This is a genomic window from Bradyrhizobium paxllaeri (genome assembly GCF_001693515.2).
Lineage (GTDB): Bacteria > Pseudomonadota > Alphaproteobacteria > Rhizobiales > Xanthobacteraceae > Bradyrhizobium > Bradyrhizobium paxllaeri.
In genome coordinates this window covers 5794732-5818992 of the sequence record NZ_CP042968.1, presented here as the reverse complement: position 1 = coordinate 5818992, position 24261 = coordinate 5794732, and the positions used below count along the sequence as shown (strand labels likewise).

Sequence of the window (24261 nt, the reverse complement as noted above, 5' to 3'; positions counted from 1 at the left end):
GGAATGTGGGCTACCGTTCAGGCAATCACAATGATTGCGGGCTCACTCGTTTCGTTAAGATTTGACCTCGCGTTAGTGCTCGAACGCAACTTAGAGTTGGCGTGCCCCCTGTTTTATGCAATCATCGGCGTGGTCGTCGCTTGTTGCATAGTCTGCGCTTTCTTGATCGGCATTTCCATTGAGATTCTTGGTTACGCGGGAATTGATGGCACCACAGCAGTTTTGGGCTGGAGCTGGCTGGTGCTGGTCGGCTTGGCTGTAGTCCTTCAGAGCTGGCTCATGCGCGCAGGTGCTTTTGCGAGTATCTCGGTCGCGATCGTTCTCAATGCTGTGGTCACAAATATTGTACAATTAGCGGGCGGTGTTTCGGGGCACGGGATCTGGTTGATCGTTGGAAGCGTTGCAGGTCAGGCAACGGCCGCTCTATTTTGCATCTGGAGCATCGTGTCCGGAGATGAGCGGCCAGTTTGGCGATGGCTGACATTTAGCGAAACATCGCGGCTACTGAGCCAGTATATACGGTTTCCCCAGCTCTCACTTCCGTTTACCGTGCTCTCGCTTGTGCGCGATCGCGCTCCGATTTTTATCATTGGCGCGTTCAGTCCACCGGCGGTGGTTGGCCTCTATAGCCAGGCTTGGCGTCTCACTCATTTTCCGTCCGGCTTGACGAGCGCCGCACTTAGGCCGGTATTTTTTCACCGCACCGCGACGGAAGGATTGACGGCACAAGGCAGGGCGGTGGACCGGTTTGTGAGATGGCTGCTACTTGCGTGCAGTCCTTGGATCGCGATTGTCGCGTTCGGCAATGATGCACTATTCATTCTTGTGCTCGGAGATCAATGGCTAGATGCGGGCTATTTGGCAGCCGTTCTCGTGTTCCCCGCCGCGTTGTTCACGATCACCAATTGGATGGATCGTCTGCTCGACGCGGTCGGCCGGCAGGATGTGAACCTCAAGGTAGAGACGGTCGCTGGTCTCAGTTCTGTTGGTGTCCTTTGGCTAGCGCTTGCGGCCGGTTACTCTCTCACGGTAGCAGTTCTCCTGCAGAGCGTGGCCTTGGTGCTCAGCTATATCGGGTTCATCTGGATCTGCTACGGAATCGCGGGTTGGCCCCGTTCAGGATTCGTGAAATCATTGTGCGTGGCGTTTGCTGTTGGGGCTTCAACCTACGTTTTCTTGGTCTTGGTCTCGCTGGTTCTGCCTCAGACTGGTGTGTTTCTTGTCGGTGCCGCATCCGCTATGTCGATCACGATTGTCATTTTGTTGATGGTCCGGAGAGAATTGCAATGATCACGATCGTCAACTACGGCGTTGGCAATCCAGGCGCTCTCGTTAACATGTTCGAATTCATCGGCTACGATGCGCGCATCGCAGACGAGAGTTCCAGCATACTGGGTGCCAGCCATCTGGTGCTGCCGGGGGTGGGAGCCTTCGACGCAGCGATGAACTGTCTGCGGAACTCCCAGCTCATTCCGTCGCTGGAGCAAGCGGTATTGGAACGCAAGGTCCCACTATTAGGGGTCTGTCTCGGCATGCAGTTGCTCGGACGCCGAAGTGAGGAAGGTTCAACAAAAGGGCTTGGTTGGATTTCGGCTGACACGGTACGAATGCAGCCTGATCCGTCGTTCAACCTCAAGGTTCCGTTCATGGGGTGGGCCGAGATTGAATGCTCCCCCACCGCAAGACTGTTCGACGCAGGTAGCGAACAGCGTTTCTATTTCACACATAGCTATCAAATGCGATGCGATCATCAATCGGACGTCGCCGGAATTTATCAATTTGATGGGCCAATTGTGTCCGCGGTCCAGCAAGAGAATATTTTCGGCGTACAATTTCACCCCGAGAAGAGCCATCGGTTCGGGATGAGATTGCTAAGCAACTTCGTCGAAAGAAGCCGTTGATGAGGCCACGTATTATACCAGTACTGTTGCTGGATAGCCGCAAGCGGCTTGTCAAAACCCGCCGTTTCAGCGAGGAAGTTTATATCGGTGATCCCTTCAATGTCATTCGTATCTTCAACGAGAAGGAGGTCGACGAGGTTTGCGTTCTTGATATCAACGCCAGCATTGAAGAGCGTCCTCCCGATGTGGGATTTTTAGCGGAGCTCGCTAGCGAATGTTTCATGCCTCTAAGCTATGGCGGGGGAATAAAGTCGGTTGCCGACGCAACGCCGATCTTCGCGGCGGGTGTGGAGAAAGTGGTGCTCGGCCGTGCCAGCAACGATCCAGTCGCTGTGAGGGCATTAGCTGATAGCTTTGGATCCCAGGCGGTCGCAGCTTGCATCGACTGCCGCCGTATCCACAACGATTGGCGTGTCGTTTTCGATCGCGGGCGCGCCGTGACAAGCCGAGATCCTGTCGCTCAAGCCAGTGCGGTCGAACAGGCCGGCGCGGGTGAAATCATTCTTCAGAATATTGACAGAGATGGCGAGCGAACCGGATATGACGTCAATCTGGTTCGCGCAGTTTCTGGCGCGGTTAATGTGCCTGTCGTTGCCCTGGGAGGCGCGGGGCAACTCTCGCATCTCGCTGAAGGGCTTCGGGCTGGCGCTAGTGCAGTCGCATCCGGCAGCGCCTTCGTCTTCATAGGTCGGTTGCGTGCGGTGCTGATCACTTATCCATCCCCACACAACGTCAAGGAAATATTTACGAATGGCGGCGCGGTTTCATAATGCAGCAATTAGCCCAATCACATCAGGTGTGTTCATACTGTGTTATGGACAACAGCAATCCGGGCGTCACATTTGACGATAGCGGACAGTGCACCTGCTGCCGTGACGCGCTGGCCCGTAAGCCGCATGAATGGTGGCCGACGAATGAGGGCCGGATCCGCCTGAATTCGACAATTGAACGCATCAAGCGGGAAATGGCGGATAGGCCGTACGACGTCATTATCGGGCTGAGTGGCGGCGTCGACAGCGCGTACGTGGCGCATATGCTGCGTCGCGACTTTGCCCTGCGTATCTTGGCGATTCATGTTGACGGCGGCTGGAATACGGAGGCTGCGGTCCGCAACATTGAGTTGCTCGTTCGCAAACTGGACATTGATCTCCACACCCACGTGGTGGAGTGGCATGAAATGCGTGACTTGCAGCTCGCCTATCTCAAGGCCTCGGTTTTGAATCAGGACGCGCCTCAGGATCACGCATTCTTTTCGGCGTTGTATCGTCTGGCCCATAAATATGGCCAAAGATACTTTTTGGGCGGGATGAATTTCAGCAGCGAGAGTGTTTACATTCCAGAGGGCGGATATCCGGCGATGGATGCGCGGAATCTCCGCGCAATTCATCGGGCTCATGGTTCGATCGCCCTTCAAACATTCCCGACGCTCGGCTCACTTGAGTATTTGTGGTTGGCAAGAATTCGCAAGCAAATACAGATACTGAAGCCGTTAAACTACTTGCCATATGATAAGGAGGCCGCCAAGCGCGAGCTGCTCGAAACCTATGGCTTCGTCGACTACGGCAGCAAACACCAAGAGAGCCGGTTTACTAAATTCTATCAGGAGATCTATCTGCCGGCGCGTTACGGCTTTGACAAGCGGCGGCTGCATTTATCGGCTTTGATTGTCTCCGGGCAAATGACCCGCGACGAGGCTTTGCAGGAGCTTAAAGTTCCGCTGACAACGCAGGAGCAGGCAGCCCGTGACAAGCGGTTCGTAGCTAAGAAACTCGGCATTACCGTTTCAGAATTGGAGCGCCTGATAACCTTACCGGTGGTGCCGCACGAACGTTTTGCCAACAACCAGACGCTTTACCGGATTAATCAAAGATTTCGCAAGATCGTCGGGAGCCGTCGATGATTGTTGCCGCGAGTTACGTGATTGCCGCTTTGGCTATCTATTCCGCCGGCCTTTATCTTATTTATCGCTTGAGACTTTACCTCACAGCATCGTCAATGCTGCTGGGGTTCCTTCTGTTCGTCTATGGACCCGCTTATCTTGCCTACATGTTATTTCGCAGGCCGATCTCGGTGGTCGACCTCCGGATTTCGAATTCTTTGAATTTAGATAACGCCGTAGTTTCATTGAACCTGTCAATTGCCATAATGTTTGCCTGCGTGATCGCGGGCATAGAATTCGTCGATCGTCTGGCGCCGCGCTCAGCCCAAGCGCTTCAGAAGTCGATTTCAGGCTGGAACCTCCAGCCCCTGAGCGGGGGCCGCTCTAAGCCTTGGCCGTTGCTGTTCGCAATCCTGGCTCTGGGGCTATTCATGGCATGCATATCCTTGAAGGAGGACCATTTTGGAATCATAGCAGGATTTCTTTCGGTCTCCGGCAACGAGGCTGTTAAGACCGCTTACCGGCAGCAATATGGTGGAAGCCACGTCTATCTCTACAACGTCGTCGTCGCCTCGATCGCGCCAATGATGATTGTCTGGGGCGGACTCTCGGGATGGATACTGCGCTGGTGGCCGCTCTTGGCCGTGACGGCTCTCCTAGCGGTCACAACGGTGCTGGGCAAGCTTGAAACTCTCAGTAAGGCACCGATTGCGCTGTTTCTCCTTCAGCTTATGCTGGTTGCTTATCTGGTTCTTCGCAACAACATCAATTGGCGTGTTGCCCTTGCCAGCGTCATTGTCACCTTGATCATTTTCTATCCGATTATCCGTATTGCAGTTCCAGAAGTCGACCAAATGGAGGCCTTGGGCTTCTTCTACTATCGGGCGTTTGACGTCTCGAACCAAGCGTTGCTCGAGTATTTTGCCGCCTTCCCTGAGCGAATACCTCACATGTGGGGAGCCAATATCCGCCCCGTTGCGGCGATCTGGGGACTTCAATATACGCCATCTTTCGACGTCGTCTCGCGTCTCTGGCGTTTTTCTGGGGGCTCGACCACTACAGCGATGTTCATCGCAGATGCCTGGGCTGACTTCTCATATTTCGGTGTGATTGGCTTTAGCATCGTCGTTGGCGTGATCTGTCGTGCGATCGACATTGTTCTGCTGGCCAGCGGCAAGGCAGTGGCGGCGGTGGCCGCGCTGGCCGCGGCCTTTGTGGGAATCTACAACCTCATGATATCGGCGCTGCCGACCTCAATGTTATCGGGCGGGCTAATTTTGCCGCCGCTTCTTGTATTCACAATTGTAGAAGGTCAGAAGTTACTGACGCGCCGTCGCGGCAGGCAACAACCACGGCCGAACCAGTTGGTTTAATCTGAGAACCATTTTTTATTTGCGTTCGCAGAGCGCCCCGCAAATATATACAAAAAGTTCTGGTGAAAGTCTCGGGAACAACTTCAACGCAAAACTTCGAATCAGGTACTTTGCCTTGCCTACAAAGGGTCCGCTCAAAAAAACCTCGTAGTCCAAAGAGTTTGGAAAAACCGCGATGGAAAGCAAAGACAATTCCACGGTACTAAGCAAATTCTTAAATGTTTCCGGCGTGTAGAAATTAAGATGGCCGTAAGGCGCACTTGTTTGGATTGCGCGCTGTACCCGGAACGTATGTTCCAACGGTACTTCAATGTAACATCGCCGCGCCACGCGCGAAAGCTCACGCAAGAACAAGCGTTCGTGTTCAACGTGCTCAAGTACATGCACTGCAAGGGCCGTATCAAAGCTATTGTCGGCAAACGGCAGCTTGTAGCCATCGAATTCCTGAACGGATTGAAGAGTATTCAGCTTTCTCTGTCTGATTCGTTCTATCCCTGAATTCGAAATTTCAACTGCATGCAATTCGGACGCCATTCCCCGCTTTTCAATCTCGGCTAACACCGCCCCGTCGCCCGCGCCGACATCAAGGAGGTTTCCCAGCGATGCGCCGCCACAAAGAGCCGAAATGTGGTCAACTGTCTGTTTGGCAGCAATCACGCGCTTCCGGGCGACCTCATCATTATAGTAGTCCTCGTAGAACGATCTAAGCTCAAGACTTTGGTTCATGACCAACATTATTCCTTAGCAAGAAACCATCATTGTTCCATGTCCTTGATAATTATAGCATGACTGTTGCCGAAGTCTTGTTCGACGTCGTTCCAGATTAGAAGGTTCTAATCGCTTGTTTCCGAGGTTGGAATGTTGAGAGGGTCAATTGTTCGCATAGTTGACGCTGTTCTTGGCTGGCGCAGCCGGAGTTCGGGAGCCGTTACCATTGGCCACGGGACGACCATAGCTTGGCGGCGCATTAGGCGAGTTTCAGGTAATCGACTGTGGGTCGGAGATGAATCGATCATTCATGCCGACATAAGTTTCGAGGATGATGGAGGCGAAATTCGCATTGGAAGCCGAACGTTTATTGGACGCAGCAATCTTGTTTGCTATCGAAGACTCATCATTGGCGACGACGTCATTATGTCGTGGGGCATTACCGTGGTTGATCACGATTCTCACAGTATCGAATGGGAGAAGCGGCAGAATGACGTGCGCGACTGGGCTCGCGGCCGTAAAGAATGGGACCACATTGACCATGCCCCGGTGGCTATTTCCAACAAGGCCTGGATCGGCTTTAATGTGAGCATTCTGAAGGGAGTAACGATTGGGGAGGGCGCTGTCATAGGAGCGTGTTCGGTGGTCACGCGAGATGTTCCACCTTATTCGTTGGCAGTAGGCAACCCTGCAAGAGTGATACGAACCTTAAGCCCCTCCTAATCCGTATATGGTTTTTGCATGCGAGTGTTTCAGAATAATGGCTTGTCGCGCGGCTTTCGAGAGAGCTGTGCAAGAGAGCGCAAAAGCCAGAACTTTGCACTCGAATTGGCGGGATTTCTGGATACCCGATTCTCTGCCCCGCACATCCTCGCGCCTGTATTGGCAGGAGAGCCTGAAGCCTTCTACACGAATGGCGATGATGAGCATCTGCAGAAGCTATGGGCGCGCGAGCAGGGGAGGCCGTCTGACGATCTAGAGCAAATCCTGCTTGCGCAGATCGAACACCACCGTACGGACGTGTTCTACAATCTTGATCCGATGCGCTACGACAGCGCTTTCGTGCGAAAGCTGCCCGGTTGTGTAAAAACAACTCTGTGCTGGCGCGCTGCTCCGTCGGGAAATCTTGATCTGACAGGTTACGATCTGGTCGTCTGTAATTTTCCGTCAATTCTGGATGACTGGCGGCGGAAGGGATGCAAAGCTGAATATTTCTTCCCGGGCCATGACCCGGTCATGGACACTTATGCCAATGCACGGCGCGATGATCTCGATCTCATTTTTGTCGGCGGTTTTTCCCGGCACCACGTGAATCGCAGTTTGGCTCTGCAAGCCGCAGCATCTACACCGGGCATTCGCGCGCGTTTTCATCTCGAAGATTCGCGCTTAACACGGCTGGCCAATATTCTGCCGTTCATGCCGGGGCTTGGTGCATACCGGCATCCGCCAGAAATCCGCGTTATCCGTGCGGGACCACTTTACGGCCGAGACCTGTATGCGGCGCTAGCGCGGACGCGAATCGTGCTCAATGGCGCTGTTGATATGGCAGGCGCCGACCGGGGCAATATGAGGTGCTTTGAGGCAACGGGCTGTGGCGCGGTTCTGCTCACGGATGCCGGGCGGTATCCCGAAGGCTTCGTCGATGGCGAGACCGTGGTGACTTATTCGTCACCTAACCAAATTCCGGGGGTGATCAAACGCCTCGTTGAGGACGCTTCTTGGGCAAATTCAGTCGCTAAAGCGGGCTGCGCCATGGTGCGCGACCGCTATAGCAAAGAACGCCAGTGGGCGAAATTTCAGGGATTGGTTTGAGGTATGTGTCCCTCAAGCTGACTTGAAGCGCTATGCCCCGCACCGCGCTTTGGGACTTGGGAGGCCGCAGTAAGGCGGTTTCAGCCGACACTTGACATTACATATTCCGTATTCCGGGGATCAAACGCCTCGTTGAGCAGGGTTCCTGGGTAAATTCAGTCGCTAAAGCGGGTTGCGCCATGGTCCTGGACCGCTATAGCAAAGAACGTCATTGGGCGACGAAATTCCAGGAATTGGTATGAGCAGAATTGGTATGAGCAATTGCTCAGTTCTTTCTTGCACTTGCTGGGACTAAGGGGAAACTGATGGCACGTGAGGCGCAGTTTGGAACTTGGGAAGCCGCCGTGGCTTGGCTGCGCGATCAGCCGGAACGACGCGAGTTGATTCTCGACGCTTTCTACGACGATCCGCTAATCGCGGCGGCGCAGCGTTATCGCGCCAGCGGCGAGTGGCAGGCGGTCTCCCAGCTTCTCCAAGGCCGCAGCGGTACGGCGTTGGATGTGGGCGCGGGTCGCGGGATCGCGAGCTACGCGCTCGCGCGGGAAGGATTTGCAGTGACTGCGCTTGAGCCAGATCCCAGCGCCATGGTCGGCGCCGCGGCGATCCGCCAGCTTGCGGTCGACAGTAGGCTACCCATCGAAGTGGTGGAGGAGTTCTCCGAACGTTTGCCGTTTGCCGATGCAGCCTTCGACCTAGTGTTTGCGCGCGCTGTCCTGCACCATACTAGCGATCTGGAGGGCGCATGCCGGGAAATGCATCGTGTGCTCAAGCCAGGTGGAATTTTCATCGCGGCACGCGAGCACGTGATCAGCAGGGAAGCTGATCTCGGACAATTCCTTGATCAGCATCCGCTGCACCATCTTTATGGCGGAGAACACGCTTTTCTGCTTGAGCGATATATCGGTGCACTGACCGGCGCAGGCTTCGCTCCTGTCGACGTGCTCAAGCCGCTGAAGAGTCCGATCAATCTGTTTCCGTACACGCTTGATAGCCTGCACGATATTGTTGTTCAAAAACTGTCGCGGAAATTGCCAGTTGCTCCACTATGGCGTGCGGCCCTTCGTTCGGATCGCATCTTTGACGTGATGTTGTCGGTAGCAGAACGTTTCGACCATAGGCCCGGTCGGCTTTACTCCTTTGTGGCCCATAAGGCGCCGGTATGACGGTTTGGATTACGGGCGCGAACGGTTTCATCGGCCGGTCCCTTGCGCGGGCTCTGGCCGACCGCGGGCATACGGTCCACGGTGTCGGGCATGGTGCGCTTGAGGACCCCCAGAAACACCGAATTGGCCTGCAACTCTGGCTGAACGGCGAGATCGACGCTACCAATCTCAACGCTCTGGCCGCGCGCGGCGGATTGCCGTCGACGATCTTCCATCTGGCCGGCGGGTCTTCGGTCGGGCAGTCGATCGCGCAACCCTTTGAGGATTTCTCTCGTACAGTTGCCAGCACCGCGCGGCTGCTGGAGTGGCTGCGCAGCTCAGCGCCGGAATGCCGGCTGATCGTTGCATCGAGCGCGGCGGTCTATGGCGCTGAACACAAGGGGCCGATCTCCGAGCGCGCCGCGACGGTTCCGATGTCGCCCTACGGTCAGCACAAGCTGATGATGGAGCAATTGTGCCGCAGCTACGCGGTGACGTTTGGATTGCACAGCACGGTTGCCCGATTGTTCTCAGTATACGGGCCTCATCTGCGGAAACAATTGCTGTGGGATCTGTGTTCGCGCTTGCACGGCGGCGAACAAGTGCTGACGCTGGGTGGAACCGGCGCCGAAGTGCGTGATTGGACCGACGTCCGTGATGTGGCGCGGCTGCTAGTAATGATCGAGGGGCAACCGCAGCGCGAAAGCTTTCAGGTCATCAATGGTGGATCGGGTGTTGGCACAACGGTGGCCGACATCGCCTGCATGCTGTCGGAAGCTTGGGGAGGCGACATTGCTGTGCGGTTTTCCGGCGTGGTCCGGCCCGGCGACCCCTTCAGCTTGGTGGCTGACGGCACACAGATGCGTGCCCTGTCGTTTGCCTGGCAGATACCGGTGACGCAGGGGCTTGCGGACTATGTCGCCTGGTTCAAGGATCAGGTCCGTTGAACGATCGTGGCCCGCTACGCCTAGCATTTACGTTTATTTCGCGCCAGCTTTGGGCCGGTGGCTACAACTACCAGCGCAATCTGTTTGCGGCACTGCATCGATATCGCCGCGGCGAATTGGCACCGGTGGTTTTTGCCGGCACTACCGCGGACGCCAATGATCTCGCCGGCCTTTCTGAAGTACCCGATGTCGAGGTAGTGCAAGCGAGCGCATTTGACCGGCGTAGCGCCGGTCTTTCCACAGCCTTGACGTTCGGACTGGACGGCGCGGCGGTTGCTGCATTCCGGGATCAGAACATCGACGTTGTGTTTGAAAGCGCGCGTTTTTTTGGCTGGCGCCTGCCTTATCCGGCCGTCGCCTGGTTTCCGGATTTTCAGCATCGGCGGTTGCCACAACTCTTTTCCCCAACAGCACGATGGCGCCGCGAGATCGGCTTTCGCGTACAGATCGCGTCCGGCCGTACCATCATGCTGAGCAGCGAAAGCGCGCTGCGCGACTACCAGAGATTTTATCCGGCGGTGGTAGGTAAGACGTCCGTTGTCCGGTTCGCGACGCAACCGGCACCCGAACTTCTTATCGCGGACCCCCTCGACGTCATCAAGAGATACGATCTACCCGCGAAATACTTCTATCTGCCGAACCAGTTCTGGCGCCACAAGAATCATCAGGTCGTCGTCGATGCCTTAACCATTCTGGCGAAACGCGGGATCGATGCTGTCATTGCCACATCGGGCAGCAGGGGTGATCCTCGCGAACCCGATTATTTCACCAGCATTATGACGCAGGTTGATGAGCGCGGGCTTGCAAAGAAATTCCGCTACCTCGGAATGATTCCGTTACCTCACGTCTATGCGCTGCTGCGCGCATCGGCGGCGCTGATTAATCCGTCGCGTTTCGAGGGCTGGAGCACGACCGTTGAGGAGGCGAAGTCATTCGGTGTGCCAATGATCTTGTCCGACCTCGACGTTCATCGCGAGCAGACGGCCGGCAGCGCACGCTATTTCGGGACAGACGATCCTGTTGCCTTGGCGGACCATCTCATGGCTGCCATTCTGGATCCTGAGCCCGTATCAGTCCGAAACCTCCTCCCGGACCTCGATGCACGGGTATCGATGTTCGCTGCAGATTTTGCGCATACTATCCGGCGTGCGTTACAGCCCGCACAAGGCCTTCCTTCAAGGTGAACAATGGTTCCACCCCGCCGGGCGGGCCTTGTTTGCATCCATCTCGAGAGATCCGGGCAGCGCAGCGCTCAAATCAAATAAAGCCTTCGACGGGCTAGCAATTGAAGTATTTCGAGGCAAATGCGAAAACCTTGCGGAATTGAAGGAAAGATGGTCTTTCCTTGATCTTGCATTCTTGTGAGAATCGCTCGTTCGGGGCAATCCGATGACGCTAACCAAGACTTTTGATCGCGTAGACGACATCTCCAAGATCGAAGGCTGCAATACTCGCGGCATTGAGTATCGATGGTCGACCTTTTCGAAGGTGATTGCCACCATTCCTGTCGGACAGAACGCGCTTGATTTCGGCGCTGGATCGCTACGAGAAAGTTTCGACCTTGCCATGCGGGGCTTCAATGTAACCTCGATCGACATAGATAGCGAGTTAATGTCGGCTTATAAGAGCGGTTATGATTGGCCAGCAAATGGAAGCTTGCACCGTATAATAGCTGCGAGCGATTTGACCGATGGGCTTTCCCAAATCTCTGACCAAAAGTTTGCGTTAGTTACATGTTTTGATGTTCTCGAACACCTCCAGTACCCAGCAGCTGTCTTGCGCCTGATTGAACCTCACCTAACTGACGATGGAAAGATTTTTATAACGGTGCCAAATGGCCGCACGCTATTCGAGTTAGCGTTTCGGTTCGATCTTCTACTTGCCCGAGCCACTAAACGCTACATGCGACCCGGTGAGCCTCACTTGCAGCGAAATTCACCGAAAAAGTGGAAAGAGATCGTTGAAAGCGCTGGATATGAGGTCCTTCAGCATGACATGGAAATTGGCTTTCTTGCCAATACGGCGGCCGCCCTTGTGCAGCTGCCGTTGACGCTTGGCGGCAGAATACTTCGGAAGCTCGGCGTGCACGTGGATGCTCTCGCTTTGTCCGAAAGAATTTGCAGCAGAGCGCGAATGGCCGCGATCGATCGAATTGACCAAAAAACAAAGTCGATCTTCAGCGGCCTTTATGGATGGAACCTACTTGTGGCTTCGCCGACGCGAAATCGGACCATCGATGAAGATAGCAAGAGTCGTCAAGCTAAGGACCCCGAGCCGCTCAGACCAAGCCTGAAGGCCCTTTAGAGGTCGAGGCAACCAAACTGAATTCTCCAAGCCGAATCGTACGCATACGACGAAGGCCGCCGGATTGACGCATGCGCGGGAGCGCGGCGAGCACTATGATTGCGTTGCGTGCAGGTCAGGCGGCCTGCTGATCGGTGGGCTCGCTGGCCTGCCGCAAAAGCTTCCATTCCCAGGGCAGCAGTTCGTGCAGACGCGAAGCGGGAAGATCGGCGATACGGGCGAGGACATCGGCGAGCCAGGCCTTGGGATCGACGTCGTTGAGGCGACAGGTCGTGATCATGGTCAGCATGATGGCGGCGCGGTCGGCGCCGCGCAGGCTGCCGGCAAAGGTCCAGTTGCGCCTGCCCAACGCGATGCCGCGCAACGCTCTTTCAGCGGCGTTATTGCTGAGGCAGATCCTGCCATCGTCGAGGAAGCGGGCGAAGTCGTCCCAGCGCCTGAGCATGTAGTTCATGGGCTTCAGGACCTCGGAGGAGCGCGATAGGGTTTCCCGCTCGCGGAGCAGCCAGACGTGCATGTCATCGAGCAGCGGCTTGCTCAGCTCCTGGCGTACGGCACGCCGCTCGTCGGCACTGCGGCCGTTGATGGCGCGCTCGATCTCGAACAGGGCGTCAAGACGCCTGACCGCCTCCAGCGCGATCGGGGAGACCGGTTTGCCTTTCTGTGGGTCCCGGGCGGTTTTCTCGATGTCGGCCAGCTCGAAGAAGCCCCGCCGCGCATGGGCCAGGCAAAATGCCGGCGTGATCGGCATCGCTTTCCTTTGTGGGTCGAACAACGGATCGAAGCCGCTATAGCAATCCGCCTGCAGGATACCGGCGAAGGCGGCCAGATGCTTCTGGGGATGTTCGCCCCGTCGGTCGCTCGAGGCGTAATAGGCCGCCGCCGGCGGCGCAGGCCCACCGTAGGGCCGGTCATCCCGTACATAGGTCCAGATTCGCCCGGTCGTGCACTTGCTCTTGGCCAGGATGCGGATGGTGGTGTCGTCGCCATGAAGGCGATCAGCCGCGAGCACATGACGCTCGATCAGCTGGAACAGCGGCATGACGGCAAGGGTTCCGTGGCCGACCTGGTCGGCCAGTGTCGATAGCGGCAAATCGATCCTCTCAGCCTTAAAGCGCACGCTCTGGCGATTGAGTGGGATATGCATGCCGAACTTGTCGAACAAGATCGTCGCCAGCAGTTGCGGACCGATGAAGCCGCGCGGCGTGGCATGGAACGGTGCCGGCGGCTGGCTGATCTTCTCGCAATCGCGGCAGGTGAACTTTTCCCGCACCGTCTCGATCAGCTTGAACCGACGCGGGATCTCCTCCAACGTCTCGGTCACATCCTCGCCCAGCTTCGCCAGGCGCGATCCGCCGCAGCATGCACAGCTCGTCGGGGCCTCGATGACGACGCGCTCGCGTTCGATGTCGTCCGGCCAGGGCTTGCGCACCGGCCGCCGACGCGTGAAGGCGCGCACGCTCTGGCTTTTCGCCGCGGCGGCCTGAGCGGCAAGCTCGTCCTCGCTCGCCGTGGTGACAAGTTCTTCGAGCTCCAATTCCAATTGCTCGATCAGCCGCGCCGTGCGCTCGGAGCGCTGCCCGTACAGTTCGCGCTTGAGCTTCTCGATCCGCAGCTCAAGATGCACGATCAGCGCCTCGTTGGCCGACAGCTCCGCCCGCGCACTGGCGGCTACCGCCTCGGCTTGCAGCCGCGCCTCACGCTCGGCCTGCAGCGCCGCCAGGGCACTCACGAGGTCCGATGGAAGGTCGTCCGGCTTCGATGTCATGAAGCCATTGAATCAGATCACGTTGCAGATTCAAACCGTAAAACGGCTATCCGACCCGCGTTGGTCGCAGCGTATCTTGAGGGTTGCGCCAATCGATTCCGGACAACAGGTAGTTCATCTGCGCCGGTGAGATCGTCACTGCTTCGCCCGCAACCGTTGGCCAGATGAACCTTCCTCTCTCGAGTCTCTTGGTAAACAGGCATGCCCCCTGGCCATCGTGCCAGATCACCTTCACAAGATCGCTTCGGCGACCGCGGAACACGAACAGATGACCGCTGAGCGGGTCCTTGCGCAGCACCTCCTGCACTTGGAGTGCCAACGACGGAAAGCCTCGGCGCATGTCCGTGTAGCCTGTCGCGAGCCACACTCGCGCGCCCGTCGGAACCGGGATCATCGGCGTACCAAAGCATCGAGAACGCGACGCAGTGCGTCTCCATCAACGTCGCCATCGACCCGGATCCGGTGCCCGCTACCAAGATCAATCTCGATGATGCCCTGGCTCTTCCGTCGACGCGCCGCCGTCGTCGTCAACGGCGCTTCGGCCACCTCCGGCGGCGGCACAGACGGCCCAATCGCGACCGGCACGAACGGCGCTCTACTCGTTTCACCGTGCTTGCAAAGCTCTTTGCGCCACCTGAACAGCTGGCTCACATGAAGGCCGGCCAGGCGGGCCACCTCGGAAACGCTGGCTCCGGGCCCGAGCGATGCTGCAACGAGCCGCTCCTTCTCATCCTGCGACCACCGGCGCCGCCGCTCGACCGATGTGATCACCTCCGCACGCGAAATCGTCATAGCGCTTCTCCTAGGATTACCCCTAGGACCTGCAGCGATCGCGTTCGTCGAACAAGGCGGCCTTTGGCGGAGGGATACGCCGAATCACGATGAAGTGCGAATAGAACGGCGTCTTGACACACAATGCTGTTTTCGAGCTACCACTTTTTTGTATTTTTGTGGACAACGATTGTTGTGCTCGCCTTGGCCGGGCGCATCGGCCAACGAGCCTTCCTTCTGACTATGATAGTTTGCTCGTTGGTGTTCTATGGTTGGTTACGCGCCGACTACGCCTTGATTCTTGTCGGGCCGGCGTCAATTTTGCGATCGCTACCCGACTTGAGAAGAATCGAAGCAAGGCCCTCTTCGGATGTGGCGTCGCTTTCAATCTACTCCTTTTGGGTGTCTTCAAGTATGCCGACTTTGCCGTCGCCAATGGTAACAGCCTCTTTCACGCCGGCTGGACGCTCCCGCATATCGTGCTGCCACTCGCGCTCTCCTTTATCACCTTCGAGCAAATTTCCTTTCTCTCCGATGTGCGGTCCAAGAAAGTCGCCCGAGGCGATTTTCTCCAGTACTTCGCGTTCGTCACATTTTTCCTCAAGCTGATTGTCGGTCCGATCATCCGTTATCGTGAACTGCTCCCTCAGCTCAGCTGCGCTGGGGTCAATTCATCCGAGCGGGTTTTTCACTGGACTACTGGACTGTGCCTGTTCTGCTTTGCATTGTTCAAGAAGTGGTGATTGCGGACGGGCTTGGCCCCATGGTCGATCAAACCGTATCCAATTTGCAGAGCGGCGGGATGGCCAGCCAAGCCGATGCCATTTCAGCTCTGCTCGCCTATTCACTACAGATCTTTTTTGACTTTTCGTCCTACTCGGAAATGGCGATTGGTATCGCCTGGATGTTCGGGGTTCAATTGCCCGTCAATTTCAATTCGCCTTACAAGGCCAGTTCGTTGATCGACTTTTGGCGGCGTTGGCGCGCCAATGCTGGTTTGCGTCTAAGTTTGCCCATTGAGAAACGCCGCGAGCTGATAAGCAGTCCAAACGCGGCCGCACAGTAAGGGGCGTATCCGCTAGGCCGCTTGACGGCGCAGTGAGTTACGTCTCAAGCAGAACGCACCAAGCGAGAACAGCCGACCAGCAGAACATTGTAGCCTGTAACTCGGTGGAAGCAACACGGCGATGCAGGGATACAGCTTGCCTGTTCATTGAACGCATTTGCAACATCAGCCGAAGGAGCATGCGTACTCAACATTCTCGGAGTGAACACAAATCCAATACGATCCGGCTATGGGTTTATAGAGCGCGAAAGTCCCTCAGCCAGGGTCAGTGGACAATGCCATCCGGTTGCATTTGCTTTTCTTGCATCCATTTCCAGGGAGCCGATCAGAGCGTCACCTAGTCCCAAATAGTTCATTGGTACACGTAGCAATGAAACCGGAATAGGCAAGAGACGGGGCGGTCGCGCGCATGCTCGGGCCAGCAGCCGAACGAACTCCGGCGTTGAAACGTGCTCATTGTCGGCCAAAAGAAAGACTTCAAAGTTCGAGAGATCCGATGTCCCCAAGCGATGGTGAACAAACGAAGTCAGATTGTCTATTCCGAGGAAGGCGCGCCGATTTCTAATGAACCCAAAGGGGAGCGGTACGCCGGCACGGACCGCCGACCTAAGTCTGCCAAAGTTACCGACTGCGCCGGCGCCGTAAATCATCGGTGCGCGAATGGCAGTTATAGACATTTTGCTGTTTGAGGCTAGGTCCGAAAGACGCTGCTCCGCGATGGCCTTTGATTTTCCATAGACGGTATCTGGCGCGATGCTGTCCTGCTCGCAAAACGGCTTTCGTCCATCGGTTGTGCTGCCATTGACCGCGATACTACTGAGAAAAATGAAATCTCGTACACCGGCTGCAATGGCGCTGCGGGCAAGTTGGATGGTGCCCTCGACATTGATAGAAAAATATAAATCGCTCTCACGTTTCTGAGTGGTTTTGGATCGGTGTGCACGCGCTGCAAGATGCACGACCGCCTGCACTCCGGTAAGGGCCGGTTGCCAATTGGTCGACGACCCCAGTTCCAGCCCCGATATAATGTTTGCGTTTGGGGTTGTAGATCCGACCGAGCGTTGGGCGCAGCGGACGTGCCAGCCAGCCCGGGTCAAGGCCGATACCATGTGACGTCCCACAAATCCATCGGCGCCAGTTACAAGAACGGTCGGGGCCATGGCACGTTATGAGCGGTTAAGCATGAGATCGCTCATGATTTGTCGATATGAAGCGAGTGCACGATCGTGGGTATAGCGTCGTGCAGCGAGAACGGCGCGGCGACCTTTTGTTAGCGTCTCCGCGCGGTCGGACGCCGCCGATCGAATGGCCTCTGAGAGGTCGAGCGCATCTTCCGGTTTTACGACCCAACCAATATCCTCTTCCTTCAACATCAAAGCTGCCTCTGAATTAGCTTCGGAAGCAACGATGATTGGCCGTCCGACTGCAAGCAGATTGTAAGCTCGACTCGGAACTGACACGCCTGCAACATTGCGGCGATAAGGGATTATCCAGACGTCAGCCGCAGATAGGAACTGCTCAAGTTCGGATTCCGAAACGGGATCGATCAGTGTAACGTTGCTAAGGGGGGTCGTTGCACAAAGCTCTGTCAGCTGCTTCCATCCGCTCCCCCACCCGGAAAGCAAAAAGTGGATGTTCGTCTCAGCCTTTAACAATCTGGCGGCCTCGTAGACGGTACTTGGACTGTGCGTAAATCCCAAATTCCCTGATAGTCCAACAACAAGCTTATCATCGAGCCCACGACGGAAGGAATTGCCAATGGCTGGTTCGCGATATCCTATGGGCAACAGTGCCCAGTTCGGAATGAATTTGATCTTCTGGCGATCGACCACGCTTTTGTAAGTGAGCAGAAGCGCTTCGACGTCGCGCCCAATCGTTATGATTGAGTCGAGTGCGCCGAACAGAATACCATTGGCAAAACGAATTGACCTCGCGACCAAAGACGTTGGCTGGATGAAACCTGCCATGATCAAGGCTTCAGGATAGAGGTCGTAGATCACAACAACTGCTGACGCTCTGCGTAACTTAGCCGCTAGCACCACCGCATAAGGGAGTGTAAAGGGCGCAGTGACGCAGAGCACCACGTCATCTTTGGTGACATGTTTGAAGGTTGCAAAGAACATCTTGAGAGTGAGTAGCACCATGGCAATTGCACGTCGTACCAGCGCATCTTTTTCCGGAGTACGGGTTCTTATCTCTGCGACAACGGGTCGCCCGCTCCCGGCGTGGGCCACCGATGCGGAATTAGGCGTTCCGGCGATCACAAGAACGTCGCTAACAGTCCCGAGCCCATTGGCAATGGCAGTCATGTAAGTCGCTGTGGTACTCGGATCAGGAGCGTAATACTGGCTCACAATGACGATTTTACCTGGTGCGCTCATTGACATCATCTTAAAGTACTGGACGAAGAAGGACGATGGCCGGAAGCCTTAGCACCGTCGCCGCCGTGTTTCTACGGGCAGACCACTTACGGTCGCTCATTTTCGCACCAGTTTGGGTTTGCTGGGGCGAGCTTGCTGACTGTGCCGAGCCGATCTTTCTGTCGAAGCAGAGTAGCCTGCCGCGCCGGTTCCATCGGCGTGATCGGAGGTTGGCCTAATCAAGCGCTGCCCATCTCAGCGGTCTGGGCGCCTCTATCCAGAGCAAGTTGTGATCCATACAGCGGCCGGTCTACCGAAGCGAGCTTAGCCCGACGAGCGTCACTCTTACGCTTGTTTGGATTGGCTCAAGTACGCCTGGTAAGCGAGCCGGATGCCGTCCTCGAGGGAGGTGCTGGCCCGCCAGCCGAGTTTGGCCAGCCGGCTAACGTCGAGCAGCTTGCGCGGCGTGCCGTCGGGGCGTGAGGTGTCGAAACCGATCTCGCCAGTGTAGCCGACAGTCGCCGCGACCACGCGGGCGAACTCGGCGATGGTGATGTCCTCGCCGGTACCGATATTGACCAGGTCGCTATCCGAATAGGTCTTCATCAGATGGATGCAGGCGTCGGCGAGATCGTCGACACAGAGGAATTCCCGCCGCGGCGTGCCGGTGCCCCAGACCACGACCTCGCTGGCGCCGGATTGCTTTGCCTCGTGGAAACGGCGGATCAGCGCGGCGACGACGTGGCTGTATTCGGGATGATAATTGTCGCCGCTGCCATAGAGGTTGGTCGGCATCACGTTGATGAAGTCGGCGCCGTACTGGCTGCGATAGGCCTCCACCATCTTGATGCCGGCGATCTTGGCAATCGCATAGGGCTCGTTGGTCGGTTCCAGCGGCCCCGTCAGCATGCAATCCTCGCGCAGCGGCTGCGGCGCCAGTTTGGGATAGATGCAGGACGAGCCCAGGAACATCAGCTTCGCGGCGCCATGGACATGCGCCGCGTGGATCACGTTCGCCGCGATCGCCAGATTATCGTAGAGGAATTCGGCGCGCAGCGTGTTGTTGGCGACGATGCCGCCGACCTTGGCCGCCGCCAGAAACACCACCTGCGGGCGCTTGGCGGCGAACCACGCGTTGACCGCAGCCTGATCGCGCAGATCGACCTCGCTGCGGGTCACGGTCAGGAGTTCGACCTGTTCCGCAGCCAGCCGGCGCACCAGTGCCGCGCCGACCATGCCGCGATGGCCGGCGACGTAGACGGTCTTGCCTTTCAGCTCAAACGGCAGGCTTGCCATTGGCGACCTCCCGCCGGGCTTCTGCGAGATCGCTCGCGACCATCTCCTTGACCAGTTGCGCAAAGGAGGTTTTGGGCTTCCAGCCGAGCTTGTCCCGCGCCTTGCTGGCGTCGCCGACCAGAAGATCGACCTCGGTCGGCCGGAAGTAGACGGGATCGATGCGCAGAATGGTCTTGCCGGATTTTGCGTCGACGCCGGTCTCGTCGACGCCCTGGCCGCGCCACTCGATGCGGCGGCCCACATCGGCAAACGCCACCTCGACGAATTCGCGCACCGACCGGGTCTCGCCGGTCGCCAGCACGAAGTCGTCGGGGGCGTCCGCCTGCAGGATTTTGTGCATGCCCTCGATATAATCGCGGGCATGGCCCCAGTCGCGCTTGGCGTCGAGATTGCCGAGATAGAGCGTGTCTTCGAGACCGACCTCGATGCGGGCGACGCTACGGGTGATCTTGCGGGTGACGAAGGTCTCGCCGCGGATCGGGCTCTCATGGTTGAACAGGATGCCGTTCGAGGCAAACATGCCATAGGCCTCGCGGTAATTCACCGTGATCCAGTAGCCGTACAGCTTGGCGACGCCGTAGGGCGAGCGCGGGTAGAACGGCGTGGTCTCCTTCTGCGGCACTTCCTGGACCAGGCCGTAGAGTTCGGACGTCGAGGCCTGATAGAACCGCGTCTGCTTCTCCATGCCGAGAATGCGGATCGCTTCCAGTAGCCGCAGCACGCCGATGGCGTCGGCGTTGGCGGTGTATTCCGGGCTTTCGAAACTGACGCCGACATGGCTCTGGGCGGCGAGGTTGTAGATCTCGGTCGGCCTGATCTGCTGCATCAGCCGGATCAGGTTGGTCGAGTCGGTCATGTCGCCATAATGCAGCAGGAACGGCACGTTGCCGGCGTGGGGATCCTTGTAGAGATGATCAACCCGCGCCGTGTTGAATGATGAAGACCGCCGCTTGATGCCGTGCACGGTGTAACCGAGACCGAGCAGATATTCAGCGAGGTAAGCACCGTCTTGCCCGGTGATCCCAGTGATTAGTGCAACACGTCGCTTAGAAACCTGAGGATCCAAGGAAAGTCCCTTTTACTATTGTTAAGCTCCTATTACACGGCTCCGTTAATCCGTGCAACTTGGTACGAAGTAACCAAATTTTACAGTTTCCCGTCGCGCTTGCGGGTCGCTGTCTGATATTCGGGTTGCTTAGAATGCCAGACCGATGGAAGCACATGGCGGTATAAGACAAGCGGTTCTTCAAGGACACGCGAGGGAGCGTCCGTTCTATTCCTTGGCCCGCTCAACACAAGTTTTTCTAGCCCGCCGAACAGTGCGCAGACGGATGAGTTCGTGCTCTTTGAAGCTTAGTCTGTCCCTTGTGTAAGAGATCCTGTTGGGCCATTTTGGAAGCCGACACTTAGCTGCATACCCAATAAACGCGACTTAGCTCTACGGAATCAATACGAGTAACCAATGGAAGAAGCGACGCAAACTAAGAAGGCATCTGGTCGGATGCTTTCTGTTTTCCTTTTCGCCCCGCGATCCTCATTTTGGCTCCTGTGCGTCGACCTCTACCCGGCCGTGGTAGCAGCATCGCTACCCTGGTCAACGAGCGCTGTCTCCGTTTTCACGGTTGTCTGGTTCTTTGCATTGCTTCCGACCGTTGAACCATGCTCATTTCTTCTCTCGTTGAGGCGGCAGGCTTATTGGTTGCCATTGGCATTCTTCGCTCTGGCCGCCCTCGGGGTGCTTTGGGTGGATGGCTCATGGTCTGTGGGAGTCCAGGGGCTCAATCCGGTAGCGAAGTTGCTCATCCTCCCCTTTATCATTTCGTGCGTTCTACCCGCGCGAATTGGGTGCTCATAGCTTTCCTGAGTTCTTGTACTTTGCTACTCACCTATTCGTGGATAATCTACGTCGCACCCGCCTGGCGCTTTACGATCGCTCACGGCTTTGACACGACAGGCGTTCCCGTGAGGAATGCCATAGATCAAAATCAAGAATTTGCCCTCTGCTTGTTCATATGCGCCTCGCTAGCAGTAACCGAGGTCCGACGACACCATTTCGCAATTGCCACCGCTTTAGGACTTCTTTCGGCTACGTTCCTAGGCAACATCATTTCGTCGCGCTGGCACGAACGTCGATCGCCTATATCATCCCGCTAGCGGCAATGTTTGTGTTCTGGCACTTTCAAAACAGGATGCGGCTATTCTTGTTCATGGGACTGCCGATTGCGATGGTGATCGCCTGGTTTGGTTCGAGCTATTTGCGAACGCGTCCAGTACATTGCAATCGAGTATAGGGACTATCGAGAGAGCAGCCAGCCAACATCGACCGGTCAACGGCTTGAGTACTGGCGCGTCTCGATCCGGGCTATTGCTGAAGCCCCGCTGTTTGGTCACGGCACAGGCGCAACAAAGCTATTATTTGACAGGGAAGCCGAAGGGAAGAGCGGGGCTTGGGCTGATTCAATCAGAAATCCGCACAATCAAACGCTGTCGGTTGCCGTGCAGTGGGGCGTCTTGGGCTGCACCATCCTCTACGCAATGTGGTACTTCCATCTCAATTTGTTTCGAGAGGCGAGTTTGGCGGGGTGGGTAGGCTCCATCGTAGTTTGTCAGAATTTCTTTAGTTCGCTTCTGATTCCCACCTGTTCGATTTTCACGAGGGTTGGATGTACGTGTTGGGTGTGGGGGGCGCGGGCGGTATTTGCCAATCAGCCTGCGAGCTCAGGCAGAGCTCAGCGCGGAGTCATGTAACGGTAACTGACAGTTCGAGCTAGCGACTCTTGCTCCCATGGAGATGCAAGAGGGGTCTCAAGAATTGTGCAAGATTGCCGCTCGAATACAGGCAACCGTGAATGCCAGCAGCTCTTGCCGCTTCTAGATCAGTGGATTTGTCGCCTATGAGAATGCTGCGACCGACATCCACTGAAAAGCGCTCCAAGAGATCGTTGATCATGCCTGGTGCAGGCTTGCGTCGAAGACTTATTTGACGATACCGCTCTATTACTGCGTCAGGATGGTAGGGACAGTATTCGAACGCATCGATGTGAGCTCCGATAATAGCCAAATCGTCGGCCATCCACTTATGTAATGCTTCAACGTGAGTTTCCTCGTAAAGGCCTCTGGCCACCCCTGACTGGTTCGTAACCACGAATACAAAGTACCCCGCGTCATTAGCGATCTTTACTGCTTCGCGTGCGCCATCTATCCACCTAAGCTTGCCGATTTCGAAAACATAACCGCTGTCCTCGTTCAGCACTCCGTCCCTATCAAAGAAAACTGCTGGTTTCTTCATTTCGTCGCCCTGAATCAGGTACACATTCCAGAGTATAGCAGTAAGGGCGGGCCAGCGATCCGAATTCCGCCGGCGCAAAGCAAGTCTAGCGGCTCGAGCTTTCGCGCAGGCCAAGTGCATACTGCAAAGGTGCTGAGGTTGCCCGACGCATTCGCAGACGTCCTGCTGCACGGGCACAGCTGCTTAGCAATAGGTAACGGTGCGATCTGCAGATTCGCCCACCAGGATTCTCGTTGCCGTGCTGATGCAGATTCTGGTGGTGAACACGGCAGAGTGGCACCGTGAATTGGTCGCTGACCTTGCGGCCCCAGGTTCTCGCTTGAGTAGACTTTAGGTCGTGCGGGTCTGAAGGTATTTTTCGCACCTTCGCTTGCGGACAGGCTCTTTGAGAAAAGACCTCCGTTGAGCGAACCTTTGTTGGCGACTTTAGGGCAAGTCATCCGTGATGCGCCTCCCTGCCACCATGTTACCTCAAGACCATGACTACTGGAACCCTACAATGACCCCAAGCAAACCGCGCTCGGCGTGATGTCAACGCTGTCGTTTATCCGCGATGCCGGTTCCTCTCTCGACGGGTTCGGCGGCGGTGGTGCGTATGGGGCGATCACTGAGGAAATCACCAAGCCGCTCAAGCAGGCAGCGCAGGGCGAGGTTGATAAGGCCCTGGTGAAATCGGTGATCGGCGCGACCGGCATCCCCTCGACGCAGATCAACCGCGCTGTCGATGCCGCGTGGCGGCAGTCAGAGGGCGAAGACGTCTCGCCTCTGGAGTATCTACTCGGCAAATCGAAGAAATAACCGTTCGGCTTCTATGGTTCCGCCAATCCACGATAAGGCGGGGCCTCATGACTGTTGCGAGCGAAGAGAACAAATCCGGCCCCTATATCGGCAACGGTGCGACGACGGTTTTTGATTACGAATTCCGCATTTTGAACGAGGCTCATATCAGGGTCATTCGGGCGCAGGCCGGAATTGAGACCGTCCTAACGCTCGGTGCTGACTATACCGTGTCCGGTGTGGGCGACGCGGGAGGCGGCTCGATCACCGCGACCGTCGCACCGACCGCTGCGCAGACGATTACGATCTTGAGAGATGTGCCGTTCACCCAAGACACGGACCTTGAGAACCAGGGCTCATACTTCGCGGAGACGATCGAGGCGGCGCTTGATCTCTCTGCCATGCGCGATCAGCAATTGAGGAGCGCATTGACCGCGCGATCACCATCCCGGCCTCGGCTGATCCGTCAGAGCTTGCGGCGCTGCTTGGCGACGTGCTTCTGCTTGCGGATCATGTTTCGGAAATTGATACAGTCGCGGGCATCTCTGGTGCCGTTGCCGCAGTTGGCGCTATCGCGGCTGATGTGACTGCTGCCGTCGATGCTGTCCCGGCCGTGCTGGCTAACGCAGCGGACACGCTGACGCGCCTCAATGACTTCAAAGGCCGCTGGTATGGTTCGCTTCCAAGCAACCCTGCCGTCGATCCGTTGGGCAATCCCCTCACCGAAGGCGATGTGTATTACAACTCTACCGCCAATGAATTGCGGGTTTACACAAGCTTTGCTTGGCAACCGATGTTCACGCCAACGTACGCATACGACGAAGACCGCCTGATTGACGCATGCGCGCGGGCGCGGCGGGCTCTATGA

26 protein-coding genes are annotated in these 24261 nt (G+C 56.6%); 17 read left to right on the top strand and 9 right to left on the bottom strand.

Features of this window, described 5'->3' with window-relative positions; all coding sequences use genetic code 11:
• The first annotated feature begins 3 nt into the window (after positions 1-3).
• Genes LMTR21_RS27790 through LMTR21_RS27770 form a run of 5 tightly spaced genes read left to right on the top strand, consistent with a single transcriptional unit; the run spans position 4 to position 5153 of the window.
• Positions 4-1290: an oligosaccharide flippase family protein gene (locus LMTR21_RS27790; protein ID WP_065754485.1), complete on the top strand. Its 1287-nt coding sequence runs from the start codon at positions 4-6 to the stop codon at positions 1288-1290.
• Positions 1287-1901 (top strand): imidazole glycerol phosphate synthase subunit HisH, encoded by a 615-nt coding sequence (gene hisH, locus LMTR21_RS27785; RefSeq protein WP_065754486.1) that lies wholly within the window; start codon positions 1287-1289, stop codon positions 1899-1901. Before LMTR21_RS27790 ends, hisH begins: the two co-directional genes overlap by 4 nt.
• On the top strand, positions 1901-2671 hold the full coding sequence (locus LMTR21_RS27780; RefSeq protein ID WP_246174297.1) for a HisA/HisF-related TIM barrel protein: 771 nt from the start codon (positions 1901-1903) through the stop codon (positions 2669-2671). The genes hisH and LMTR21_RS27780 overlap by 1 nt, the downstream gene beginning before the upstream one ends.
• Before the next feature lie 44 nt (positions 2672-2715).
• Positions 2716-3801 carry an N-acetyl sugar amidotransferase gene (locus LMTR21_RS27775; RefSeq protein WP_246174293.1) on the top strand — a complete coding sequence of 362 codons (1086 nt, stop codon included), beginning with the start codon at positions 2716-2718 and terminating at the stop codon, positions 3799-3801.
• Positions 3798-5153, top strand: a complete 1356-nt coding sequence (locus LMTR21_RS27770; RefSeq protein WP_065754489.1) for a hypothetical protein — start codon at positions 3798-3800, stop codon at positions 5151-5153. Before LMTR21_RS27775 ends, LMTR21_RS27770 begins: the two co-directional genes overlap by 4 nt.
• A gap of 15 nt (positions 5154-5168) precedes the next feature.
• Here the strand turns inward: LMTR21_RS27770 and LMTR21_RS27765 are convergent, their stop codons facing one another.
• Complete coding sequence (locus tag LMTR21_RS27765; RefSeq protein ID WP_065754543.1) at positions 5169-5879, bottom strand: class I SAM-dependent methyltransferase; 711 nt, start codon at positions 5877-5879, stop codon at positions 5169-5171.
• Between the two features lie 132 nt (positions 5880-6011).
• Between LMTR21_RS27765 and LMTR21_RS42060 the strand changes: the two genes are divergently transcribed.
• The 6 genes from LMTR21_RS42060 (at position 6012) to LMTR21_RS27735 (ending at position 12066) form a co-directional block, all read left to right on the top strand.
• Positions 6012-6584, top strand: a complete 573-nt coding sequence (locus LMTR21_RS42060) for an acyltransferase (RefSeq protein WP_084030776.1) — start codon at positions 6012-6014, stop codon at positions 6582-6584.
• Positions 6585-6602: 18 nt separating this feature from the next.
• On the top strand, positions 6603-7673 hold the full coding sequence (locus LMTR21_RS27755; RefSeq protein ID WP_065754491.1) for a glycosyltransferase family protein: 1071 nt from the start codon (positions 6603-6605) through the stop codon (positions 7671-7673).
• A gap of 305 nt (positions 7674-7978) precedes the next feature.
• Positions 7979-8836: a class I SAM-dependent methyltransferase gene (locus LMTR21_RS27750; protein ID WP_065754492.1), complete on the top strand. Its 858-nt coding sequence runs from the start codon at positions 7979-7981 to the stop codon at positions 8834-8836.
• Positions 8833-9762 (top strand): NAD-dependent epimerase/dehydratase family protein, encoded by a 930-nt coding sequence (locus LMTR21_RS27745; protein WP_065754493.1) that lies wholly within the window; start codon positions 8833-8835, stop codon positions 9760-9762. Before LMTR21_RS27750 ends, LMTR21_RS27745 begins: the two co-directional genes overlap by 4 nt.
• Entirely contained in the window at positions 9759-10946 is a 1188-nt protein-coding gene (locus LMTR21_RS27740; RefSeq protein WP_065754494.1) for a glycosyltransferase family 4 protein, read from the top strand. The genes LMTR21_RS27745 and LMTR21_RS27740 overlap by 4 nt, the downstream gene beginning before the upstream one ends.
• Before the next feature lie 205 nt (positions 10947-11151).
• Entirely contained in the window at positions 11152-12066 is a 915-nt protein-coding gene (locus LMTR21_RS27735; protein WP_065754495.1) for a class I SAM-dependent methyltransferase, read from the top strand.
• A gap of 115 nt (positions 12067-12181) precedes the next feature.
• On the opposite strand, the gene tnpC is transcribed toward LMTR21_RS27735, so the two are convergent.
• From tnpC to tnpA, 3 genes are read right to left on the bottom strand one after another with little or no spacing between them, the layout of a single operon-like run.
• Complete coding sequence (gene tnpC, locus LMTR21_RS27730) at positions 12182-13834, bottom strand: IS66 family transposase (RefSeq protein WP_065756977.1); 1653 nt, start codon at positions 13832-13834, stop codon at positions 12182-12184.
• A 46-nt stretch (positions 13835-13880) separates the two neighbouring features.
• A complete protein-coding gene (gene tnpB / locus LMTR21_RS27725) occupies positions 13881-14228 on the bottom strand; it encodes an IS66 family insertion sequence element accessory protein TnpB (RefSeq protein ID WP_065756978.1) in 348 nt (115 codons plus the stop codon).
• On the bottom strand, positions 14225-14626 hold the full coding sequence (tnpA, locus tag LMTR21_RS27720; RefSeq protein WP_148636019.1) for an IS66-like element accessory protein TnpA: 402 nt from the start codon (positions 14624-14626) through the stop codon (positions 14225-14227). Before tnpA ends, tnpB begins: the two co-directional genes overlap by 4 nt.
• 113 nt (positions 14627-14739) lie before the next feature.
• On the opposite strand from tnpA, the gene LMTR21_RS27715 reads away from it, so the two are divergent.
• Positions 14740-15348 (top strand): MBOAT family O-acyltransferase, encoded by a 609-nt coding sequence (locus LMTR21_RS27715; RefSeq protein WP_141688695.1) that lies wholly within the window; start codon positions 14740-14742, stop codon positions 15346-15348.
• Positions 15312-15671, top strand: a complete 360-nt coding sequence (locus LMTR21_RS27710) for a hypothetical protein (RefSeq protein WP_141688694.1) — start codon at positions 15312-15314, stop codon at positions 15669-15671. The genes LMTR21_RS27715 and LMTR21_RS27710 overlap by 37 nt, the downstream gene beginning before the upstream one ends.
• Before the next feature lie 227 nt (positions 15672-15898).
• Here LMTR21_RS27710 and LMTR21_RS27705 read toward each other — a convergent pair whose 3' ends face one another.
• The 4 genes from LMTR21_RS27705 to gmd form a co-directional block, all read right to left on the bottom strand.
• Positions 15899-16780, bottom strand: coding sequence for an NAD-dependent epimerase/dehydratase family protein (locus LMTR21_RS27705; protein ID WP_246174290.1), 882 nt, complete (start codon positions 16778-16780; stop codon positions 15899-15901).
• Between the two features lie 57 nt (positions 16781-16837).
• Positions 16838-18052 (bottom strand): glycosyltransferase family 4 protein, encoded by a 1215-nt coding sequence (locus LMTR21_RS27700; RefSeq protein ID WP_246174288.1) that lies wholly within the window; start codon positions 18050-18052, stop codon positions 16838-16840.
• A 324-nt stretch (positions 18053-18376) separates the two neighbouring features.
• Positions 18377-19327 (bottom strand): GDP-L-fucose synthase, encoded by a 951-nt coding sequence (fcl, locus tag LMTR21_RS27695; RefSeq protein ID WP_148636018.1) that lies wholly within the window; start codon positions 19325-19327, stop codon positions 18377-18379.
• Positions 19308-20393, bottom strand: a complete 1086-nt coding sequence (gene gmd / locus LMTR21_RS27690) for a GDP-mannose 4,6-dehydratase (RefSeq protein WP_065755375.1) — start codon at positions 20391-20393, stop codon at positions 19308-19310. Before gmd ends, fcl begins: the two co-directional genes overlap by 20 nt.
• 1175 nt (positions 20394-21568) lie before the next feature.
• Between gmd and LMTR21_RS42055 the strand changes: the two genes are divergently transcribed.
• Positions 21569-22075, top strand: a complete 507-nt coding sequence (locus tag LMTR21_RS42055; RefSeq protein ID WP_084030876.1) for an O-antigen ligase family protein — start codon at positions 21569-21571, stop codon at positions 22073-22075.
• 19 nt (positions 22076-22094) lie between these two features.
• Here the strand turns inward: LMTR21_RS42055 and LMTR21_RS27680 are convergent, their stop codons facing one another.
• Positions 22095-22616 carry a D-glycero-alpha-D-manno-heptose-1,7-bisphosphate 7-phosphatase gene (locus LMTR21_RS27680; RefSeq protein WP_065755382.1) on the bottom strand — a complete coding sequence of 174 codons (522 nt, stop codon included), beginning with the start codon at positions 22614-22616 and terminating at the stop codon, positions 22095-22097.
• A 528-nt stretch (positions 22617-23144) separates the two neighbouring features.
• Between LMTR21_RS27680 and LMTR21_RS27670 the strand changes: the two genes are divergently transcribed.
• Genes LMTR21_RS27670 through LMTR21_RS27660 form a run of 3 tightly spaced genes read left to right on the top strand, consistent with a single transcriptional unit; the run spans position 23145 to position 24261 of the window.
• The gene (locus tag LMTR21_RS27670) at positions 23145-23414 is read left to right on the top strand and encodes a hypothetical protein (protein WP_065755377.1); all 270 of its coding nucleotides are present in this window, start codon (positions 23145-23147) and stop codon (positions 23412-23414) included.
• 47 nt (positions 23415-23461) lie between these two features.
• Positions 23462-23980, top strand: coding sequence for a hypothetical protein (locus tag LMTR21_RS27665; RefSeq protein ID WP_065755378.1), 519 nt, complete (start codon positions 23462-23464; stop codon positions 23978-23980).
• Positions 23977-24261 (top strand): hypothetical protein, encoded by a 285-nt coding sequence (locus LMTR21_RS27660; protein ID WP_065755379.1) that lies wholly within the window; start codon positions 23977-23979, stop codon positions 24259-24261. The genes LMTR21_RS27665 and LMTR21_RS27660 overlap by 4 nt, the downstream gene beginning before the upstream one ends.

Excerpts from the sequence above, each read along its gene's own strand:
- LMTR21_RS27790 (WP_065754485.1), top strand. The coding sequence starts at position 4 with ATGTGGGCTACCGTTCAGGCAATCACAATGATTGCGGGCTCACTCGTT.
- hisH (WP_065754486.1), top strand. The coding sequence starts at position 1,287 with ATGATCACGATCGTCAACTACGGCGTTGGCAATCCAGGCGCTCTCGTT.
- LMTR21_RS27780 (WP_246174297.1), top strand. The coding sequence starts at position 1,901 with ATGAGGCCACGTATTATACCAGTACTGTTGCTGGATAGCCGCAAGCGG.
- LMTR21_RS27775 (WP_246174293.1), top strand. The coding sequence starts at position 2,716 with ATGGACAACAGCAATCCGGGCGTCACATTTGACGATAGCGGACAGTGC.
- LMTR21_RS27770 (WP_065754489.1), top strand. The coding sequence starts at position 3,798 with ATGATTGTTGCCGCGAGTTACGTGATTGCCGCTTTGGCTATCTATTCC.
- LMTR21_RS27765 (WP_065754543.1), bottom strand. The coding sequence starts at position 5,879 with ATGAACCAAAGTCTTGAGCTTAGATCGTTCTACGAGGACTACTATAAT.
- LMTR21_RS42060 (WP_084030776.1), top strand. The coding sequence starts at position 6,012 with ATGTTGAGAGGGTCAATTGTTCGCATAGTTGACGCTGTTCTTGGCTGG.
- LMTR21_RS27755 (WP_065754491.1), top strand. The coding sequence starts at position 6,603 with ATGCGAGTGTTTCAGAATAATGGCTTGTCGCGCGGCTTTCGAGAGAGC.
- LMTR21_RS27750 (WP_065754492.1), top strand. The coding sequence starts at position 7,979 with ATGGCACGTGAGGCGCAGTTTGGAACTTGGGAAGCCGCCGTGGCTTGG.
- LMTR21_RS27745 (WP_065754493.1), top strand. The coding sequence starts at position 8,833 with ATGACGGTTTGGATTACGGGCGCGAACGGTTTCATCGGCCGGTCCCTT.
- LMTR21_RS27735 (WP_065754495.1), top strand. The coding sequence starts at position 11,152 with ATGACGCTAACCAAGACTTTTGATCGCGTAGACGACATCTCCAAGATC.
- tnpC (WP_065756977.1), bottom strand. The coding sequence starts at position 13,834 with ATGACATCGAAGCCGGACGACCTTCCATCGGACCTCGTGAGTGCCCTG.
- tnpB (WP_065756978.1), bottom strand. The coding sequence starts at position 14,228 with ATGATCCCGGTTCCGACGGGCGCGCGAGTGTGGCTCGCGACAGGCTAC.
- tnpA (WP_148636019.1), bottom strand. The coding sequence starts at position 14,626 with ATGACGATTTCGCGTGCGGAGGTGATCACATCGGTCGAGCGGCGGCGC.
- LMTR21_RS27705 (WP_246174290.1), bottom strand. The coding sequence starts at position 16,780 with ATGGTATCGGCCTTGACCCGGGCTGGCTGGCACGTCCGCTGCGCCCAA.
- LMTR21_RS27700 (WP_246174288.1), bottom strand. The coding sequence starts at position 18,052 with ATGAGCGCACCAGGTAAAATCGTCATTGTGAGCCAGTATTACGCTCCT.
- fcl (WP_148636018.1), bottom strand. The coding sequence starts at position 19,327 with ATGGCAAGCCTGCCGTTTGAGCTGAAAGGCAAGACCGTCTACGTCGCC.
- LMTR21_RS27680 (WP_065755382.1), bottom strand. The coding sequence starts at position 22,616 with ATGAAGAAACCAGCAGTTTTCTTTGATAGGGACGGAGTGCTGAACGAG.
- LMTR21_RS27670 (WP_065755377.1), top strand. The coding sequence starts at position 23,145 with ATGTCAACGCTGTCGTTTATCCGCGATGCCGGTTCCTCTCTCGACGGG.
- LMTR21_RS27665 (WP_065755378.1), top strand. The coding sequence starts at position 23,462 with ATGACTGTTGCGAGCGAAGAGAACAAATCCGGCCCCTATATCGGCAAC.